Annotated in this window: 17 protein-coding genes; 14 read left to right on the top strand and 3 right to left on the bottom strand. The window is 49.9% G+C overall.

The features are described from left to right. Positions 1-39: 39 nt before the first annotated feature. On the bottom strand, positions 40-1,167 hold the full coding sequence (locus MKY24_RS21370) for a YheC/YheD family protein (protein ID WP_023990121.1): 1,128 nt from the start codon (positions 1,165-1,167) through the stop codon (positions 40-42). Positions 1,168-1,372: 205 nt separating this feature from the next. Here MKY24_RS21370 and MKY24_RS21365 point away from each other — a divergent pair, with 205 nt between their 5' ends. Beyond that, positions 1,373-2,536 (top strand): glycosyltransferase family 4 protein, encoded by a 1,164-nt coding sequence (locus MKY24_RS21365; RefSeq protein ID WP_023990120.1) that lies wholly within the window; start codon positions 1,373-1,375, stop codon positions 2,534-2,536. Between the two features lie 113 nt (positions 2,537-2,649). After that, positions 2,650-3,429, top strand: a complete 780-nt coding sequence (locus tag MKY24_RS21360; protein ID WP_068941811.1) for a WIAG-tail domain — start codon at positions 2,650-2,652, stop codon at positions 3,427-3,429. Between the two features lie 129 nt (positions 3,430-3,558). On the opposite strand, the gene MKY24_RS21355 is transcribed toward MKY24_RS21360, so the two are convergent. Next, positions 3,559-5,358, bottom strand: coding sequence for a M4 family metallopeptidase (locus MKY24_RS21355; protein WP_076264953.1), 1,800 nt, complete (start codon positions 5,356-5,358; stop codon positions 3,559-3,561). Positions 5,359-5,825: 467 nt separating this feature from the next. Beyond that, complete coding sequence (locus MKY24_RS21350; protein WP_023990117.1) at positions 5,826-7,604, bottom strand: M4 family metallopeptidase; 1,779 nt, start codon at positions 7,602-7,604, stop codon at positions 5,826-5,828. A gap of 559 nt (positions 7,605-8,163) precedes the next feature. Between MKY24_RS21350 and MKY24_RS21345 the strand changes: the two genes are divergently transcribed. From MKY24_RS21345 to MKY24_RS21290, 12 genes are all read left to right on the top strand, one after another. Next, positions 8,164-9,102 carry a glycosyltransferase gene (locus tag MKY24_RS21345; protein ID WP_076295567.1) on the top strand — a complete coding sequence of 313 codons (939 nt, stop codon included), beginning with the start codon at positions 8,164-8,166 and terminating at the stop codon, positions 9,100-9,102. Then, complete coding sequence (locus tag MKY24_RS21340) at positions 9,099-10,034, top strand: glycosyltransferase (protein ID WP_076295568.1); 936 nt, start codon at positions 9,099-9,101, stop codon at positions 10,032-10,034. Before MKY24_RS21345 ends, MKY24_RS21340 begins: the two co-directional genes overlap by 4 nt. Next, positions 10,031-10,831 (top strand): glycosyltransferase family 2 protein, encoded by an 801-nt coding sequence (locus tag MKY24_RS21335; RefSeq protein ID WP_023990114.1) that lies wholly within the window; start codon positions 10,031-10,033, stop codon positions 10,829-10,831. The genes MKY24_RS21340 and MKY24_RS21335 overlap by 4 nt, the downstream gene beginning before the upstream one ends. Next, positions 10,828-11,559, top strand: a complete 732-nt coding sequence (locus tag MKY24_RS21330; RefSeq protein WP_023990113.1) for a sugar phosphate nucleotidyltransferase — start codon at positions 10,828-10,830, stop codon at positions 11,557-11,559. Before MKY24_RS21335 ends, MKY24_RS21330 begins: the two co-directional genes overlap by 4 nt. A 72-nt stretch (positions 11,560-11,631) precedes the next feature. Beyond that, the gene (locus MKY24_RS21325; protein WP_076295569.1) at positions 11,632-13,092 is read left to right on the top strand and encodes a glycosyltransferase; all 1,461 of its coding nucleotides are present in this window, start codon (positions 11,632-11,634) and stop codon (positions 13,090-13,092) included. A gap of 119 nt (positions 13,093-13,211) precedes the next feature. Continuing rightward, positions 13,212-13,499, top strand: coding sequence for a hypothetical protein (locus MKY24_RS21320; protein WP_013311765.1), 288 nt, complete (start codon positions 13,212-13,214; stop codon positions 13,497-13,499). A gap of 29 nt (positions 13,500-13,528) precedes the next feature. Further along, positions 13,529-13,861, top strand: a complete 333-nt coding sequence (locus MKY24_RS21315; protein ID WP_069080653.1) for a restriction endonuclease subunit S — start codon at positions 13,529-13,531, stop codon at positions 13,859-13,861. Beyond that, positions 13,861-14,211 (top strand): hypothetical protein, encoded by a 351-nt coding sequence (locus MKY24_RS21310; RefSeq protein WP_013311763.1) that lies wholly within the window; start codon positions 13,861-13,863, stop codon positions 14,209-14,211. The genes MKY24_RS21315 and MKY24_RS21310 overlap by 1 nt, the downstream gene beginning before the upstream one ends. Continuing rightward, positions 14,159-14,518 carry a hypothetical protein gene (locus tag MKY24_RS21305; protein WP_028541471.1) on the top strand — a complete coding sequence of 120 codons (360 nt, stop codon included), beginning with the start codon at positions 14,159-14,161 and terminating at the stop codon, positions 14,516-14,518. Before MKY24_RS21310 ends, MKY24_RS21305 begins: the two co-directional genes overlap by 53 nt. 180 nt (positions 14,519-14,698) lie before the next feature. Continuing rightward, complete coding sequence (locus tag MKY24_RS21300; protein ID WP_023990109.1) at positions 14,699-15,790, top strand: DUF3880 domain-containing protein; 1,092 nt, start codon at positions 14,699-14,701, stop codon at positions 15,788-15,790. Between the two features lie 33 nt (positions 15,791-15,823). Beyond that, positions 15,824-16,957 carry a glycosyltransferase gene (locus tag MKY24_RS21295; protein WP_023990108.1) on the top strand — a complete coding sequence of 378 codons (1,134 nt, stop codon included), beginning with the start codon at positions 15,824-15,826 and terminating at the stop codon, positions 16,955-16,957. A 60-nt stretch (positions 16,958-17,017) separates the two neighbouring features. Further along, positions 17,018-18,679, top strand: coding sequence for a glycosyltransferase (locus tag MKY24_RS21290; protein WP_339200819.1), 1,662 nt, complete (start codon positions 17,018-17,020; stop codon positions 18,677-18,679). The last annotated feature ends 48 nt before the right edge of the window (positions 18,680-18,727 follow it).

Here is an 18,727-nt window from a genome sequence, read left to right as displayed (position 1 = left end):
GGCCGCTCTGAACTATATTGACACAGAATGTGACGTAAATCAATACAGTGGACGGCCTGGTGAACGTTCGGTGTCTGACGAAGGCATCCGTTCGAGAAGCCAACGAGCGTAAGCCATCGGCTGAGTGTATGTTTCTTTCCAGACATTGTGCATGCCCGCCTGGCTGAAGCCATAGCGCTGATCACGACCGTTGCATTCGATAAAAACAATCTTGCCCTCATGGGTAATTCCCAGATCCAGACCGACGTCGGCGAGACGGGGAAGGGTTTGTGCCAGTCGGTGCACGATTTGTAACGAGAGTCGCTCCAATTCATTCATCAGCCGGACTGCGTTCGAAGTCTGAACCGTCTCGGTTTGTGATAATACCTCCAGTAGGGAACGGGCCGTACCGCCCTGTGCAACATTGGAAACGAAGGTGTGGGAAGGAGCAATTTTAGCATACATGCCTGTCACACCCCAGATACCGCCATATCCGCGCTGAACTGACACACGGACATCAAACGGACGATTATTGTTCAAAGCAAGCGGTATGGTTTCCTGTACGATATGAGGCACATGCAGCAGTCGTTTGTGTAGAAATAATGGGAGTTCCCCAACATTCAAACGTAGTGTGGACCAACGCTCAGGTATAGCCGGATGAGCACATTGCAAAGTCCAGCCTCCGCGGGAATGCCGCAGACGCATAATTCCTCTACCTACGCTACCGCTACTGGGTTTAATTACAACATCTCCGGTTTCCTCCATCAAGGTATGGATGGAGGAAAGGTTGCCTTGCAATGTTTTGGGGAGGTGGATGCGTAGCAAAGGGTCTTCTTGCAGAATTGCATGTATATGGTCTTTGTGGAAACGGTTTTGTTCATTAAAAATATAGAATCCCTTTTGTACAAGCTTGTTGATATCGCTAGCATTTTCATTTTGCCGATAGAGAGTCCGATTGTGGATGACCGGCGGCAACGGAAGAGTCATCTGCCGATACTCGTTGCCGTGTTTAACAAAAGCCCGGCATGTTCCGGTCGCTATATGAATATCCTCCAGACGAAGAAAGCAGGGGATGAGCTCGTAGCTTAACCCGGCGTCCTCGTAATTGGCGATAGATTCATATCGCGTCCTCATGGCGGGAATGCCCCGGTAGGTTGCCGGGTTGAGCATGACGCCGACATGCAACATGAGTATGTCCGCCCTCCTTGTAGTCACTCCAACTGATCATACTGTGATTCTAGTCCATCATATGTATCAAAGATCGGCCAGGCATGGACGCTAGCCTTGCGGTAAGCCCAAAGTTAGAAGCGAGGCACCTTTCAGGGAGGCGGACGATATGATACAAGATGATTGTTGAAGAGTGTTGGAATAGGGTCAGAAAGTAGGTGAGGTGATGCAGAGGCCGAAGGTAGCAGTCGTTACACCGGGCTCCTTTGTTATACCTTCGCCCCGCAGCAGTTCTGTGGAGCGGGTAATTGCCCACATGGTACCGCTGGCTAGTCATGAGCTCCAAGCGCAGATCTATGGCATAAAGGGAGCAGAGGCACCTGATCATGGCGATGTCGACGGAATTCCCTGCATGCGTTATAAGCGGGGAGCAGGTTATATTTCTGAGGTGATTGCTGATTTAAAGAGATGGTTACCAGCGGTAGTAGATGTACACAACCGTCCGGCAGTTGCGTATGCAATTCGCGAGGCTTTACCCGATAGTCGGGTTGTGCTGACTTTGCATTCGACCACGTTCATCCGGGAGCCCCACCTCAAACGGGAGGAGATGGGTAGGCTGCTGGCATCGATGGATCGCATTATCGTGAACAGTGCGTATTTGGGGGCAATCGTAGCTTCTGACTGTCCCGACGCGGTCAGGGAACGCATCGTCATAAACAAGCTGGGTATCTATCCCGGTGATTTCCTACCAAGGTGGACTCCTGCAGCAGAAGCGGCCAGATCGGCGCGATTGGACGATTTCGGCTGGTCAGGCCGTCAAATCGTGTTATTCGCGGGCAGACTGATGCCAGGAAAGGGCGTTCACCGACTGCTCAAGGCCCTGCGGCATGTCGTCCGCGCCTGCCCGGACATACTGCTGCTCATTGCAGGTAGTGCCTATTACGGGCATGACCGCCTCACGCCGTACACGGCGTCGTTGCATCGGCAGATGCATAAACTAAGGTTGGGGAAGCATGTGCAATTCCTCGACTATGTTCCACATCCAGCATTGGCCTCGCTATATCAGCTAGCTGATGTGACCGTTGTTCCTTCAGTGAAGGATGAGGCCTTCGGGCTGGTCAATCTGGAAGCCATGGCGGCAGGAGTGCCTGTGGTCGCTTCACGAATCGGCGGTATTCCGGAGGTTGTACAACACGGCGAGACAGGCTGGCTTGTGTATCCGTCTCACGGTGAGCAGGAAATGGCCGATGCCATCATCAGGCTACTCCAGCAACCTGGCTTGCGACGACGGATGGGAGAAGCCGGGCTTGACGAGGTACGAAGACGATTTTTATGGCAGCACTCAGCACAACGCTGGGCACAAATCATAACGGACTGCGCAACGGAGTGACGTAGGCGCTGTTACGCGCATAGGCTATCTTATAGGCATTAGCCATGATTTCCAGCCGGGTGAATGAAGCGGGGCGACCGCTGGTTCACTCCTGTGCCAAAGGAGCGATCATCATGAACCATCGTACGAACCATAGCCCTAAGGATAAAAGAACAGCGCGGCGTAACCTTTCCAATGCAGTTCCCTCACCCCGTGTTAACAAGGAGAAAGCGGCTTCGACCTCCGGCAGTCATAGACTGAGCCAGCGCGGGACGGCAACGGTCCCTGCCCCCGTAGAGAAGGATACCTCGGTTCAAGCTATAGAGGAAGCGGCATGGAAGAAGCATAAGCTTCCCAAAACGCTAGAGGAAGCGATGCAGATGAATCGAGCATCTGTACTGCTGTTGTCTGTGCCTGAGTCAGATACGGAAGGCAGGATGGATAACGATAAACCGTCTATTACGACGGAAGATCAGGCAGAGCAAGATTCATTACTGGATTGTTCCATAACCAGTATTCACATTGCGGAAGGAAGACACCGCCCAAAGCAACGCGTGGTCTTGCCTGAGCAAGATATCGATCCAGCTTTCGATACGGAGAAAGAATTAGACTTGAATGCCATTCACGACGAATCAGCGACCAGTGACGAGGCTTCTGACGATCATATAGCTTCATCTCAATATGGGAGCATTTCTTTTCATCTCCCCGCACGAGCGGATAGGGGCGAAGTGAGCGTTGTATTTGAGAAGCCTTTTATAGATACACAATATGTAATCACTGCCAGTGCGAGTATACCGGGAGTGCTGGTATCCGTCACACAACGTCAGAGGTATTCAGCAGTACTTACTGTGGAACGCATACACTCAGGTCCGATATGTGAAGGGTTGGTCCTTTGGATTGCGATGGGGCAATAATAAGAAGCCAGGAATATAAGTTGCCAATAATCAACTTCATACTAGAAAAAGGCGTCCCACAGTGGGACGCCGTATACATAAGAGGGAAGGGGGAAAACTTGTAATATCGGGGAAGTTTGTATTTATTACTTATCTCACACCTACAGCGTCAAAAGACTTAATAGCAGAGGTTACGGCTATTGAATTTTCACCATAACTATCTTTGGCCGCTTGGATAACAGCGGCACGCGCGGTGGAGAAGTTAGACGTGGAAGTCAGATAATTGGTGAAGGCATTATAATAAATATATACGGCTGCATCACGTCCGATTCCATCTACCTTGACACCATGGAAGGTGCCTCCTTGTGCCAGTAGATAGTAGGCTTTATTAATAATGCCACTATTAATATGGGCTCCACCATAATCCTCGTTGTTAGGATCAGGATAGAGATTGCTGTAGTGATCGACTTGACCGTATTTGACAGGATCGGAAAGGGAGCGAATGGCGTCGCCCTTAATATTAGGGGTATAAGCGACTTTGCCGAAGTCCCAATTGGTACGCTCAATGTCGTTGCCTATAATATCTGAGATGGCTTCACTTAATGCACCAGATTCAGCGAAATACACGAGCCCTGATGAATGCTCGGTCACACCGTGTGTCAGCTCATGGGCAACAATTTCAAGGTCGCTGCTGAAAGGGGCAAATAACGTGCCGTCTCCGTCTCCGTAAAGCATATGAGTGCCGCCCCAGTGGGCATTATTGTAGTTCTTTGCGCCGTAATGGACTGCCGAAGCGATGGCCATGCCATGCCCGTCAATGCTGTCGCGTCCAAATCTATCCTTGTAATAATCGTAAGTGCGGATAGCGTAAGCGTGGGCATCCACCGCAGCCGGATCTTCCCATACGTTATCTGAATCTGTATACAGGGTGCCGGGGAGCGTCTCGGTGTTGTGGACGTTATAAGTTAGGATTCCTTTACCACGAGTCCTATCCTTTAGTTGATACTTCTTGCCCGAAGCTGTTGTTTCAAATGTTTTGGTATCACCGAATACACCGCGCCCTGTGCCGATCACTTCGTTAAGGATGTCATACTTGAATACGATTTTTCCATCATTAGCGTCAATAAAGTAACGTGTGCGCAGCAGAGTGGGTTGTAAAGTATTAACTTCGGTTACATAGACTAGACGTGTTGAGTCTCCATCGGGATAGATATACAGTTCTGCTTTAGGGTCCACGCTTGGTTCCAGATTGGCAATTTTGGGGATAGAGGATGCAGGCTCTACCGCTTCCGATTTACTGTCCTCCAGTTCAGCTGCTTTATCCAAATCCAAGGAGTCCTTATCAAGAGAGATTGATAATTCATTGTTAGATGCTTTTTCGTAAGTGTCTTTACTTACACTACTTGTATCCTCGTAAGGTTCAGGAACGATTTGGACGGAGGAAGAGAGAGATTGAACCCGTATAGCTGCATCTTCATATGCGGTATATACAGCCTCAGTAGCACTGATTTTTGGAGTTGTATTTTCTTTAGCATCGGCTTGTTGATCTTCTGAAATGACCGCTCCCAAATAAGAGGTGATTTGACCAGACTTGTTTACATGGATGGTCTGTTCGGCTCCAAATACGGGAATTCCGTCTACGTATTGTTTTAACCGATAATGCTTTGTACCAAATTTGTCACTGGTACGATCCACGATACGAAATTGCTCGCGCACATGGGAACCGATGTGGGTATTGTCCAGACTCAATAATGTTTTTTGTTGTCGATTTAAAAAGCTCCAGACCAGATTGTCGCCTGTTACCGTTGAAGGGGACTTCCAGTTCACCGTTTGGAATGTTGGCGTAAACTGAGTCGGATCGGGAACAGAATTTTCAGCTGCGGAGGCCCCCGGTGCTATAGATCCTAATAACATAGCTCCTCCTAGAAGTGAAACCCATACTTTTTTCAATTCATACTCACTCTCCCTAATTAATGTTGGGGTAAAAACACCCTGTTTGCAGAAGCCTTGCGTCATATATGTAAGTCTTGTTGCTCCTTTGAAACGTGAAGAGGATGGGATAAAAATTACCTTATGTAAAATATTAAGGTTTATTTTTTTGCAATCTCATCGTCTTGGCTCTGATATTAGCACAGAGGTTGTCGAACGAGAAGGTTAATTTTACAAAATACCCCAAAATGAATCTTTAGTCCCTGATTTACTGTTTATTTGTCTTATTTAGTCGAAAATGATCGAAGGGACCCGATGAACAAGAAAAGGGCGCCCCTTTGAGGGGACGCCATAAATAAGGGGGGAAGGGGCGCAGACTTGTACACTGCACCCCTATTTTTTCGTCCATTGTATGAGTCAGGGCCAAGTGACAGTTGCACAACGGCAAAGGTCTATGGACGGGATATGAGGATTATAGCGTATATGATTTAGTTTACGCCTACAGCGTCAAAAGATTTGGCAGCTGCAGTTGCTTCTGCTGAGTTCGCACCGTACTGATCTTTTGCTGCTTGGATCACAGCAGCGCGTGCGTTGGAGAAGTCGGAAGAAGAAGTCAGGTAGTTCGTAAAGGCACTATAGTAAATTTGAACCGCTGCATCGCGGCCAATTCCATTTACAGTTACGCCATGGAAAGTACCACCTTGTGCTAACAGATAGTAGGCTTTATTGATAATACCGCTGTTCGTATGAACGCCGCCGTTATCGGAGCTGCCTGTATACAAGTTGGAATAGTGATCTGGTTGATCGTACAGGGTAGGATTGGACATAGAGCGCAGAGCATCGCCTGCAATGTTTGGCGTATAAATATCATCGCCTACAAGCCAATTTTTACGCTGAATGTCATTACCGATGACGTCCGAGAAAGCCTCATTCAATGCACCGGACTCTCCGTAATATTCCAAATTCGAAGTATACTCTGTGACACCGTGCGTAAGTTCATGACCTACCACATCGGGGTCCCCGCTGAATGCGATAAATGTGCTACCGTCCCCGTCTCCATAAGTCATTTGGGAGCCATTCCAGAAGGCGTTGTTGTAACGGCTACCGTAATGGACTGTCGAACGGAGTTGCAGCCCGCGTCCGTCAATGCTGTTGCGTCCAAATTTGGCCTTATAGTAATCATATGTTTTGGCAGCATACGTATGGGCATCCACGCCGGCTGGATCATTCCATACATTATCGGCATCGGTCAGAATGGTACCTGGGATGCTTTGACGGTTGGAGGCCGTGTAGGTCACAACCCCGTTACCGCGTGTTGTATCTTTTAACTGGTAGCTACTGCCGGAAGCAGTTGTGGTGAATGATTTGGTATCACCAAGCACACCTTTACCTGTGCCTGTCGCTTCATTAATGATGTCATACTGGAATACGATGCTGCCATCATTGGCATCAATAATGTAGCGAGTACGCAGTGGGGCAGGTTCTAAAACATTGACTTCTGTTACATAAACCAGCTGCAGGTCATCCCCTTTAGGATAGAAGTACAGATCGGCTTTAGGATCTACTTCTGGCTGCAGATTAGCGATTTTGGCAATGGAACTTTTTTCTGCTTCCACCGCTTCAATTTTGCTATCTTTCAGGGCAGATGCTTTATCAAGACTCAGCTCGTCCTTATCAGTAGATAGCGTTTTTTCGTTGTTAGCTGCTTCGGCGTAAGTGTCTTTGCTTACACTGCTTTGTTCCTCAACATCTTTAGAAATCGTATCGTCGGAGGTAGGGAGGGCTTCAATCCGTGCAGCTGCTTCTTTATATGCAGTGTAGACCGCTTCAGAAGCGCTGATTTTTGGAGTTGTACCTTGCGTAGCTTCAGCTTGCTGATCCTCAGTAACCACCGCTCCTAAGTAAGAGGTGACCTCACCAGATTTGCCCACATGAATAGTCTGTTCAGCTCCATATACGGGAATCCCGTTTACATACTGTTTCAGCCGATAATGGCTCACACCGGACTTGTCGCTTGTGCGATCAACGATTCGGAATTGTTCACGTACACTGGAGTCGTCCGCACCCAGTAACGATTTCTTTTGCCGATTCAAATAGCTCCATACAATGTCGTCCCCCGATACCGAGGAAGGGGCTTTCCATTGCTCGGCGTGAAAGGTCGGTGTAAGCTGAGTTGGCCCCGAAACGGAACTCTCCGCTGATGCACCAGACGCGACAGACCCTAATAACATAGCTCCTCCAAGAAGCGAAACCCATACTTTTTTCATCAAAAATTCACTCTCCTCGATTAATGTCAGGATGAATCATCCTGTCTTGAATAAGGCATTGCGCCATTTATGTAGGTCGTGTTGTCGTCTGGAATAGAAGAAAATGGAACATGAAGAGAAATACCGAAGTGTTTTTCATGAAGCGTACGTGAAAAGAGGGTACTGCAATATGAAGCATGTAGCCTAAAAAGGTGACAAACTCCTCCTTTCCTGTCGTATATAAAGAAAATAGAATAATGGTGGATAATGGAAAAAGTTTCCTTATGCAAAAAAAACAAATGTTGATTTTTTGAACTCCCATCATCTGGCTCTGATATTAGCACAGAGAATGACGGACGAGAAGATCTATGTCACAAATTTATCCAAAATGATTCTTTAGACCCTAATAACTCATTTATTTAATAGGATTAATAAGATTTGTAAAATAAAGTCGAAAATTGCTGTGTCGAAAAGACTCCACGATTGCCGTTACACACGGCTTTTGGACCGCATAGGTTATGTTGAACTGTCCTAATCATGCTGTCCATCTATACAGCAGGAAGGGAGGTGAGACGGGAGCATGAAGAAGCAGGGAAGAGCTGGATACAAGATCAAACGGAGGCGGCATTCCGGCGCTTACTATCATTCCAAGATGTGGCTGCCGTTACGAATGCCGAACATGCATAAGAATCCGGTAGCCCCTGCCATGAGGGAGGTACTCGACACGGAGAGAGGGGCACAGAGCGGAGAAGAGCGACCATCTGAACTGTCATCAGTGGGAAAGTTTTTCGTATCTGTCATTATCCCGGCCATGAATGAGCAAAAAAAAATCGGAGCTGTGATTCGCGAAGCGCGCCGTGTCCATCCACATACAGAGGTTATCGTCGTTGAGAACGGATCACACGATAGAACGGCGAAGGTGGCAGCAGCGGCGGGAGCTCGTGTACTTTCTTTCCCGGAACCGCTCGGACATGATGTTGGCCGTCGTATTGGAGCGGAGGCGGCATCCGGACAGATCCTGCTTTTCCTGGATGGGGATATCGTCATTCCCTGCGTTAGACTCCGGCCGTTTATACACGCCATATGTGCAGGGGCGGATGTGGTGCTGAATGATTACCATGGACCTGTGAATCGTACGCCCATACATCCTGTAGTGGAGGCAAAGCATGTATTGAATATCTTGTCGAATCGTGCTGATTTAGGGGGAGCATCTATGACTGGCATTCCACACGCCATAAGTCAAAAGGCTCTAAAGGAAATAGGTCTAAAGCCCTTGGAGAAACCTCCTTTATTTCAAGCTATGTCCATCGCCTCCGGGTTAAGAGTGGTGACTGTATATGGAATAGCTGTCGGTAAAATAAATGCGACACGTAAAAAACAGAACGGCAAGGACCCGCTGGCAGATGTAATTGTTCAGGATCATCTGGATGCCATTGCCTGGCTTACATCGCGTCTAGGAACGCGTGCGGGATATACGGATTTGGGGCGCAAACGGATCAGAGACGAGGTGAAACTGTGAGTAGACAGTATCGCAGAGGGAAGCGTGAAGAACCGAGCTGGGGGATCAGACGTGTTCAGCGAAAACGAGGAACGACGACTTCAATGCATAGCCGTAGGGTGAGAAAGCCCACACCTCGGGCGAAAGGAATGACCGAAGTGACTCCGCCTGTGGAACGCGAAGTTCCGGGAGATATTGTGTTACAGGGAACGGCAGCGGCCGTGGTCAGCGCCTGTAATGAAGAGTCAACGATTGACCGGGTACTGGGCGAGCTGGAAAAACTTCCGTTTACGGATATCATTGTCGTATTGAACGGCTGCACGGACGGCACGCGCTCCACCGTAGCCAAACATCATCCCAGTGTGACTCTCGTCAACGTGCCGGATCGACTGGGGCATGATGTTGGCCGTGCAGTAGGCGCGCGTATGACGCAGGCTGATATTGTGCTGTTCGTGGACGGAGATTTGCCGATTCCAGCATCTGATTTGTTACCTTTTCTCCACGCGGTGGATCAGGGAACGGATGTTGCGCTTAATGATCTGGGCAGACATTTGCCGCCCTATGCCCAGCAGGACAGCGTGACACGGTGCAAAGCATTCCTGAATCGCGTACTACGCAGGCCGGATCTGGGAGCAAGCTCATTGACTGCCGTACCGCATGCCTTATCTCGGCGTTTACTGGATCAGCTTGGCTCAGCCGTGCTTGCCGTACCGCCAAAAGCCCACGCCATGGCAATTCTGCATGGCATGATCGTGTCGGCAGTACATGCTGTCGATGTCATTAAAACAAACCGTAAGCGGACCTTCAATGTTGGCAAAGGGAACGCTATGGAACAGTTGATCGTCGGTGATCATGCAGAGGCACTGACGGCGGTGTTTCAGGTAGCCGGGTATTCCCCGCTCGGGCCTGTTCCAACACGGGTAGACGTTGCCAAAGGGAGGAATGCACAATGAGTCTGACGAGCATCATTATTCCGACTTATAACGGCCTGCATCTGTTAAAGCCGTGCATTGAGGCGATTCGGACACATACGATAGATGTACCGTATGAAATCATTGTTGTGGACAACGCTTCGAATGACGGAACGGATGATTTTTGCGCATCCGAGCGGCTGATCAGCATACGTCTTCCTGAAAACAGAGGCTTTCCAGCAGCATGTAATACGGGGCTCCGGCTGGCTTCCGGTGACCAGTTCGTTATTTTAAACAATGATGTGACGGTTACGCGGGGATGGCTATCGAATATGTTGGCTGCATTGCAGAGCGAAAGCATAGTGGGATTGGTGGGACCGGTGACGAATTACGTCAGCGGTATTCAGCAGATACACGGATTAGAAGGAGATTTGGCCAGTTGTCTGAGATATGCGGAGCAGAATAATGCAAGTAATCCCTCCAGATGGCAGGAGGTCAAGCGGTTGGTCGGATTTTGTTTGCTGTTCCGGCGCGATCTGATGGAACGGATCGGATTGCTGGATGAACGGTTCAGCCCCGGACATTATGAGGATGACGATTATTGTCTACGCGCACGCGTGCATGGCTACAAGCTGCTCATGTGCAACGACTGTTTTGTCTATCACGAGGGGAATGCGAGCTTCTCACGCTCGGAAACTTCCTGGATGGAAGAGCTGATCGAGCGGAACTATCGTTTGTTTATAGAGAAATGGAGTATAGATCCCAGAATGTTCATCGAAACTGGAAACGCTGGGGTTGTATGCACTGAACATGCTGTCGAAGGAGGAAGGAAGATATGAAAGGGGTTATTCTCGCAGGAGGAACCGGATCGCGCCTTCATCCGTTGACTACATTACTCAACAAGCATCTGCTTCCGGTCGGCAAGTATCCCATGATCGTATATGGTATCGAGAGGCTGCGACAGGCGGGGATCACCGATATGCTTATTATTATTGGTAAACAATCGGCCGGACTGTATACCGATTTTTTGGGCAGTGGCAGCGATTATGGTGTCCAACTGACATACCGGATTCAAGAAAAGGCGGGCGGCATTGCGGAAGCACTCGAACTGGCAAGAAGCTATATGCAGGCAGAAGAGAAATTCACTGTTTTGTTAGGTGATAATTTGTTCAAGGAAGACTTGGGACCTGTGATCGAACGGTTCAAGCAACAGCCCCCGGGGAGCGCCAGAGTGTTGTTGAAAAAGGTGGCAGATGCTCGTCGTTACGGGGTACCCGTATTTGATCCTGAGCGCCCGGAGAGCATTACGCGGATTGAAGAAAAGCCGCAGCATCCCCAATCCAAATATTGCGTTACGGGTATCTATATGTACGATACTGCCGTGTTCGATAAGATCCGGCAAATTACACCTTCGGCACGGGGTGAGCTTGAAATCACGGATGTTAACAACTGTTATGCCGCTGAAGGCAGGCTGGAATATGATATTTTACGGCGCTATTGGAGCGACGCAGGAACCTTCGATTCCCTTCAGGAAGCTGGAGTGAAAATGAAAGGACTTCTACCCTAATTTCAATGAAACACCATCCGGCCGGGCCAGGCATATAGTATAGGCATAATGCCACCCGGAGGAGTGAACGGCATGAAACGCCTGAATATGCAAAGGAAACACAGCAAGCGGCTCGGAAAGAAAGGCTATTGGTCAGGATATAAAAGGGGTCAGGAGCAAGGCAACAGGTTGGGCCAGGCTTCGTTCGGCAAGGTTTTTGAAGGCGTCAGTATTATCATTCCGTCCTGCAATCAGCTTCAACAGCTCCGTGCATGCATTCACCGTATTGAGGAGAATACGAGCCATCCTCACGAAATTATTGTGGTGGACTGCGGCTCGACGGACGGGACATCCACCTATTTGCTCCGTAAAAGCATCGCTGTGCGTTATGCGCTGTTAAAAAAGGATGTTCAAATGATAGGTAGCCTGAATCAGGGGCTGATGATGGCAAAAGGCACAACTATTGTGGTACTGGATCAAAACTCCATGGTGACCCCCGGCTGGTTGGATCGGTTGTTAGCGTGTTTATACAGCGATCCGCGTATCGGTGTTGTTGGGCCTGTAACGAATGGTCCATTCAAAGAACAGCAGATTGAGGTTCCTTATATGAACGAAAATGGAGCACGTCAATTTGCCATGACCTACAATATGCCTAACCCGGATGCATGGCGAGAGACCGAAAGCTTAGCCGGATTTTGTTTATTGCTGCGCAGAGAGACACTGGAAAAAACGGGCTACTGGGACGAAGGCTGCCACAGTACTCAGGAAGCCCATGCAGATTGGCTACTGCGTGTGCGTTTGTTGGGGATACGTATGGCAATTGCTGGAGATGCTTTTATCCATTATGAGGAAAGAGATCGGGATACGGTGTATGCTTTTCCTCAAACGACCGAAAAAAGCGGTTCAATGGAGGAAAGCAGCCGGAACCGATCCTTTTTTGTACAAAAGTGGGGGGACGCGGATAAGCTGTTCCACAACCTGAAATTCAGTACAGCGGAGACGGACGGCCAGATATCAACAGGTAAGGAAACACACGTATCAGCGGCAAGCTTTTATCCCATCGGAGCGGTTGTTCAGGGACCGTCTGGAGCAGTATTTCGGTTAGAGCCGGGAAGAAGGCGGTATCTGCATGGAGTCAGTGCTGCGGGAGGTGAAAATGTGCGCCCTGTTAGAGTGTCTCAGCTGGATTTGTTGGTGCTTCCCTTGGTAGGGAAGCCGGAGGCCACAGTTTCCGGCAGCATTGATGCACCTGTAGCTGAGCCGCCAGAGGAACCCATTCCTTTACTGGCGGCTCCCGATCTGGAGAACATGTCCATGCTGCCCACACTGAATATACCGGCTCAACGCAAGCGATGGATCGAGGTATTGTATGCTGAGGGCGGGCAACTGTATCAAATCGGTAACGGCTGGAAAAGGCCGTTCCTTACCCTGTACGCTGCGATGAGCTGGCGGGCAGAGGACTACCGAATTCAGTTTTTGTCTCCCGGAGATTTGTCGGCTTTGGTGGAGAAGCAGCCTATTATTGCTCCACCAGTGCTGCACGGGCATCTGTAATGATCTGAATAGGCGCTTTTAGGCGGAACCGACTACTCGCTGCGGCATACGCTGTAGTAGCGGAAAGCCCGTAGGTAATTCGTGCGTTCCGCACGGCGGAGCACATAAAGGAGGGGCTTATGCATAACGAGTTAGATGATTTGCTGATCCACATTTCGCACTCGCAGCAGCAGATGTCAAGGTTGTTGGATGCGGAACGTCAGGTGGTTGTGCGCATGGCGCAGATCATACATGAACTGCCAGATGAGGAGCCGCGTTTTGATGGAATTCCGGGCATTCTCGACAGCTCGGGACAAGTAAACAAAAGCATTGTGGCCTATCTGAACGGTATTGCCGATCTTCAGGAAGCAATGGCTGAAATGCTCGTTCGTGTCGTGAAGGAAACGGCATACCCGGAAGAGGAGTAACGTAACAACCGAGGGCAGGGAGTGAACACATGAGTAGGGAAAAAGCAATGATTCACATGCTGGACGCAGCCTCCAAAATGCAGCGGAATGTGTCTATGATTCTGGAGGCCAAGGCGGTCGAAGCAGAAAAAGTGCGTAATTGGGCGCTGAACCATCTGGCGCCCCACGCCTTTGAAACCGATGAAGAACAGCTGGGACGACCTTTGGAGATTCACGAGCAAATGGTGGAAATGCTGGAGGGATTAACGCGGCTTCAGACTGGACTTTGCAGCAATCTCAAAGCATTGCTGGATCAGGATGAGCAGCAGGGTGGCGGCATGGAAGGGATGATGGGAGGAATGGGCTCGGGGGATATGAACTAATGAGCATGAGGCGTGAACGTGAGATCAAGCTGGATATGATGGAGTCTATTGCTGCCAGCCAGCACGCCGTTGCTCGGATGCTGACCAGTCTTGCGGACTTGACGCCCCATGCGGATATGTCGGCTACCCGTCTGGAAGAAACCATTCGTATACTCAGCAACTACCAGGGAGAAATCACGCAAATGTTGGCGGGTATTCCATTAAGACGACAGGTATATGGGAAACCGACTAAGCCGTGGCTCCATGTGCCTGTTCAGAAAAATGAAACCACCACGAGAAAGCAAAGGAGGAATGAAAATGAGTACAAGGTGGGAACGCGCCACTCGGGACAAAGCCCGCAAAAGACGTAAAGATGCCCGGCGTTCCAGCATGCGGAGATTAAAACGGAGAAGAAGACGTCTCCTTGCTCTAAGACGCCGTAAAAGAGGACTTCATTCTGCACGTAGAAGACATCCTCTTTTGCGGCGGCGGAAAAAACCTCAAGCTAACCCGGCGGCAGCCCCTTCTGCGGACAATCCACAGCCCGGGACTGTTGTATTGGAGCATGATCCGCAGGCATTTCAGCAGGGATATGATGCAGCTTACAACGAGGGTTTCAATTCAGGCTTTGCCAAAGGTTATGAAGATGGACACCAGCTCGCTTACAAAGCTCAGTAAACTGTGCAAATCATCTATTACTGTTCTCCCCCGAAGCTAACAGCTTTGGGGTTATTTGCGGTTCGGCAGTTGGACGGGCAAACGCCAATTTTGTCCGGGCAGTGGCAGTCGTCCATGATGCGTTTGACCCCTCCGCATATAGTTTAGGAGTGACAGAAGTTTATCCCACAACAGGACAGGGTGAAGGATGTGAACGATCAACAAAGCGGAAATGAACGCGAAGCGTACCGATGCGGCTATCGGGAAGGACGCAGAATGGGCGGTTGCACGGCTGCTCTGTCACAGGTCGTGGCAATACAGCCTGCTGTTCGTCATTTGAAAGTGTTATATATTCCGCAAGGTTTCGCAGCTATAGACACAGGTGTGCAAGAGGCATTAGGCCAAATATGCAGCTCATGCGCCATCGGTACGCCTGCTACGATGCTAGCTGACGCCGAGGCTCAACGTCCAGACCTCGTGCTGGTCATGAACGGGCTGCATGTTTTTCCGGCGGATCATCTGGAGCAGGTACAGCAAATACGAGCCCTAGGCATTCGGACGGCCATATGGTTTGTAGATGATCCTTACTTTACGGAGGATACGGCGTTGATCTGTCAATCCTACGATGTCGTATTTACGCACGAAATTTCTTGCCTGCCGTTTTATCGCGATCAGGGAGTAACGAGGGTTCACTATTTGCCGCTGGCTGCGTCAACTCGTATCTTTTATCCCCGGCGGGTAGAGCGGGAACATCAGCATGATATTTGCTTCATTGGAAATGCCTTCTGGAACCGTGTGAAGCTGTTCGACTACCTTGCTCCCTTCTTGGCGGACAAAAGAGTGCTGATCGTAGGTGGGCACTGGGATCGGCTGACCCGGCGGGATGTGCTGGAACGCTTTATCCGTCCAGGTTTTATGGAGCCGGAAGAGACCGCTCAATATTATAACGGCTCCAAAATTGTCATCAATATGCACCGCCCGACAGACCCCGGACTGGATAATCGGAATACACACCAGCTTTCAGCGGAGTCCATCAATCCTCGGACATACGAAATTTCTGCTTGCGGCACGCTTCAAATGACGGATATTCGGAAGGATTTGAGCCGTTATTACCGACCAGGCTATGACATTGAAACCTTCTCTGGAGCAGAGGAGCTGAAAGTGAAGCTGGACTACTATCTCAAGCATGACTGGGAACGCGAACGCATGGCCTGGCGCGCATTGTACACGACTATGCAAAAGCATATGTACTCCAATCGTATGGAAGAACTGCTGGACAAGGCGATGGCCTAAAGTAAACACCATAAACAGTGAGGAGTGAAAGTGATGACGATATCTACGACAGGACCGTATGACCCGGCTGTTCACCAGACGGCGGCAGCCTCCTGGGAAAGGGGGAGAATTGCGGGAGTGCATGACGGATACGACGAAGGATATCTGCGCGGACGTGCTAACGCAATTGTTGGGCGGATGAAAGCAGTTTTCCCTTTTCGACAAATCCATGTACTGTATGTCGTCTCCGGCAAAGGCCTTCCGTATTCTCCGCTGGATGAGGCGGTCATTACCACGTTGCAAAGCATGACGGCTCAGGTTACCGTAACAGACCCACGTCAGCCGGTAGGAGATATTGCCGCTCAGCTCCGTCCGAATCTGATGCTGGCACTGGATGGAATGGATCTTCCGTTGGAGCAGGTTACTGCGGTACGCCAGTTGGGCATCCCCACCGCCATCTGGCTAACGGACGATCCGTATTACACCGACACGACGACCAAAATCGTTACGAATTATGATTATGTGTTCACGTTAGAAATGAACTGCCTGGAGCTGTACCGTCAGTTGGGTTGCACGTCTGTGCACTATTTGCCCTTTGGGGCATTTCTGACTCACTATTTCCCACTCAGCTCGCCCGCTTCGGTACGACGTGAGATTGGGTTTACAGGCTCAGCCTACTGGAACCGCATCTATTTCTTCAATCCGATTATGCCTCAGCTCATGGCCCGTAACATTAAAATCAACGGAATCTGGTGGGATCGTCTCCCGGATTATCAGTCGTATGGTGACAAAATTGAGCTGGGTCGCTGGATGTCTCCGGTCGAGACCAATGATTCGTATAACGGCAGCAAAATCGTAATTAATCTTCATCGTTCCCATCAGGATGATTCGGTGAACAACAACTCACTGAAAATTCCAGGGGCTTCGCCCAACCCGCGCACGTTTGAAATTTCTGCCAGTGGCACGTTGCAACTGACAGATACAAGAGATGATCTGGCTCGTTTTTACAAGCCGGGGGAAGAGATAGAGACCTACAGCTCTCAGCAGGAACTGCTGGAGAAGGTTGAGTTTTATTTAACGCATGAAAAAGAGCGCCATGAGATTGCCCTGCGTGCTCTGGAACGAACCCTGCGGGAGCACACCTATGGTCACCGGATTGACCAACTGTTATCGGTCATATTTCCATAAGGTGATTCACACGTCCGATGGTTGCTATTTTAAAGGAGGTGAACTCCGATCAAGCCGAAAATGATGCTATTCAGCCATGTTAGCAACGTCCGAAGTATTACGGGGGCAGAGAAACTGTTATTGCAATTTTGTCTAGACATGCGTACGTACTTCGATTGTATTCTCGTAACGCCTGGTGAAGGGCGGCTGACCTCAATGGCCCGCAAGCGCGGAATCACCGTTCTGACACAGAACCTGTTCATGCTGCATGGCATGTATACCCCATATGAGGGATTGGCGCAGGATGCGGAGAATTTGCGGACCCATGTGGCGTATGCACCGTTGTTCCAGATGCTTCGGCATGCTCGACCTGATGTGGTGCTGGTCAATACCTGTGTGAACGTCATGCCTGCAATGGCAGCCCAAGAGCTTAATATTCCAGTGATCTGGAAAATAACCGAGGTCATTAACCAGAATGCGCATACGCCCGTTTCTGTTTCTATCATTGAGCGCTATAGCCAATGGGTCATCGGCATTTCGCAAGCTGTAATGCGTCCTTTGCATGGTGGGGGACTGACACGTCCGCATACGGTGTTGTCTCCCTGCCGGGATATGGATATGCCGTCTCCCAAAGAGCATGTGCTGGAACGGAGAAGGAAACGTGAAAAACTGGGGCTGCGGGATTTTCATATTTGCATTGGTTATATTTCTTCCTTTATCTACGAAGCCAAAGGGCTGTTACCTTTTGTCCAAATGGCTCTAAAGCTGTGCGAAACCAATTCGCGGTGTCGTTTCTGGATCATCGGCAGCTCGGTGGACTCGGAATATTACGTAAAATGTGTCTCTTTAATCCGCCAATCTCGTTATAGCCGCCGCTTCCAGTTCAATTCATTCGAGGAATCCGTGTCAACGGCCTATAGCGCAATGGATATTGTTGTGATCCCAAGTATGGTGGAGGAAGGCTTTGGCCTGACCGCCCTGGAAGGGCTAGTTTACGGTAAGCCCGTGGTAGCCTTTGCGCAGGGTGGACTTGTGGAATTGATGGAGGCGACGGGAAATACAGATTTTTTGGTAGAGCCGGGCAACAGCGACATGCTGGCGCAAAAAGTGAGCTATCTGCTCGATCATCCCGAGGAAGTGGAACGGATTGGTGTGCGTAACAACAGTGCGGCTACACGTGTATACGGACCTGATTCCTACCGAAGCAGTCTACACCTCATGGTCAGTCAATGGGTATGTCATCATCCGCATTGGTTCCCGTTGATTCAGCAGCCAGGTGGACCAGTATGGACGAGGGAAGGCGAAGGACTGCGTCAGGTCACTGCTATACCGGAGGGATATACCAGCACGATTCGAGAATTTCCCGAATCGGTGGTGTGTCAACTGCCTGTGCTGGGTCTGCCGCCAATCGAATATGCAGCCATTCAGGGCTTGCCACAACCACCATCCCCTTTACCTGAGTCACCGCCCGAATTGCTCCGCGGCAAGCGTAGTGTTCGGGCGAGATGGCCAAAGGGCCGCAAGCGTACCAGATTGCGGAATCGCAGGTATAAGAGAAGCGGCGGCAAGAGTCGCCTCAAGAAAATTCACGGGTCCCCGTTGTCGAAGGGACTTTATCCGAAAACCAAGTCCAGACAGAAGCTCAAGCGGAAATTCAAGCACCGGTCACGACGGCACAACGCGCACAAGCAGAAGCGAGTCACACTCAAGGCTGGACAGCATACAAAACAACGGTCCGGGTGAATCTACGCCGGACCGTTGAGATGAACGTTAAGCTGGAGCACAGCCAGT

The organism is Paenibacillus sp. FSL P2-0322 (assembly GCF_037975315.1).
GTDB lineage: Bacteria > Bacillota > Bacilli > Paenibacillales > Paenibacillaceae > Paenibacillus > Paenibacillus polymyxa_B.
Note: the sequence above shows the minus strand (reverse complement) of the source record. Positions and strands in the feature narration are given on the sequence as shown.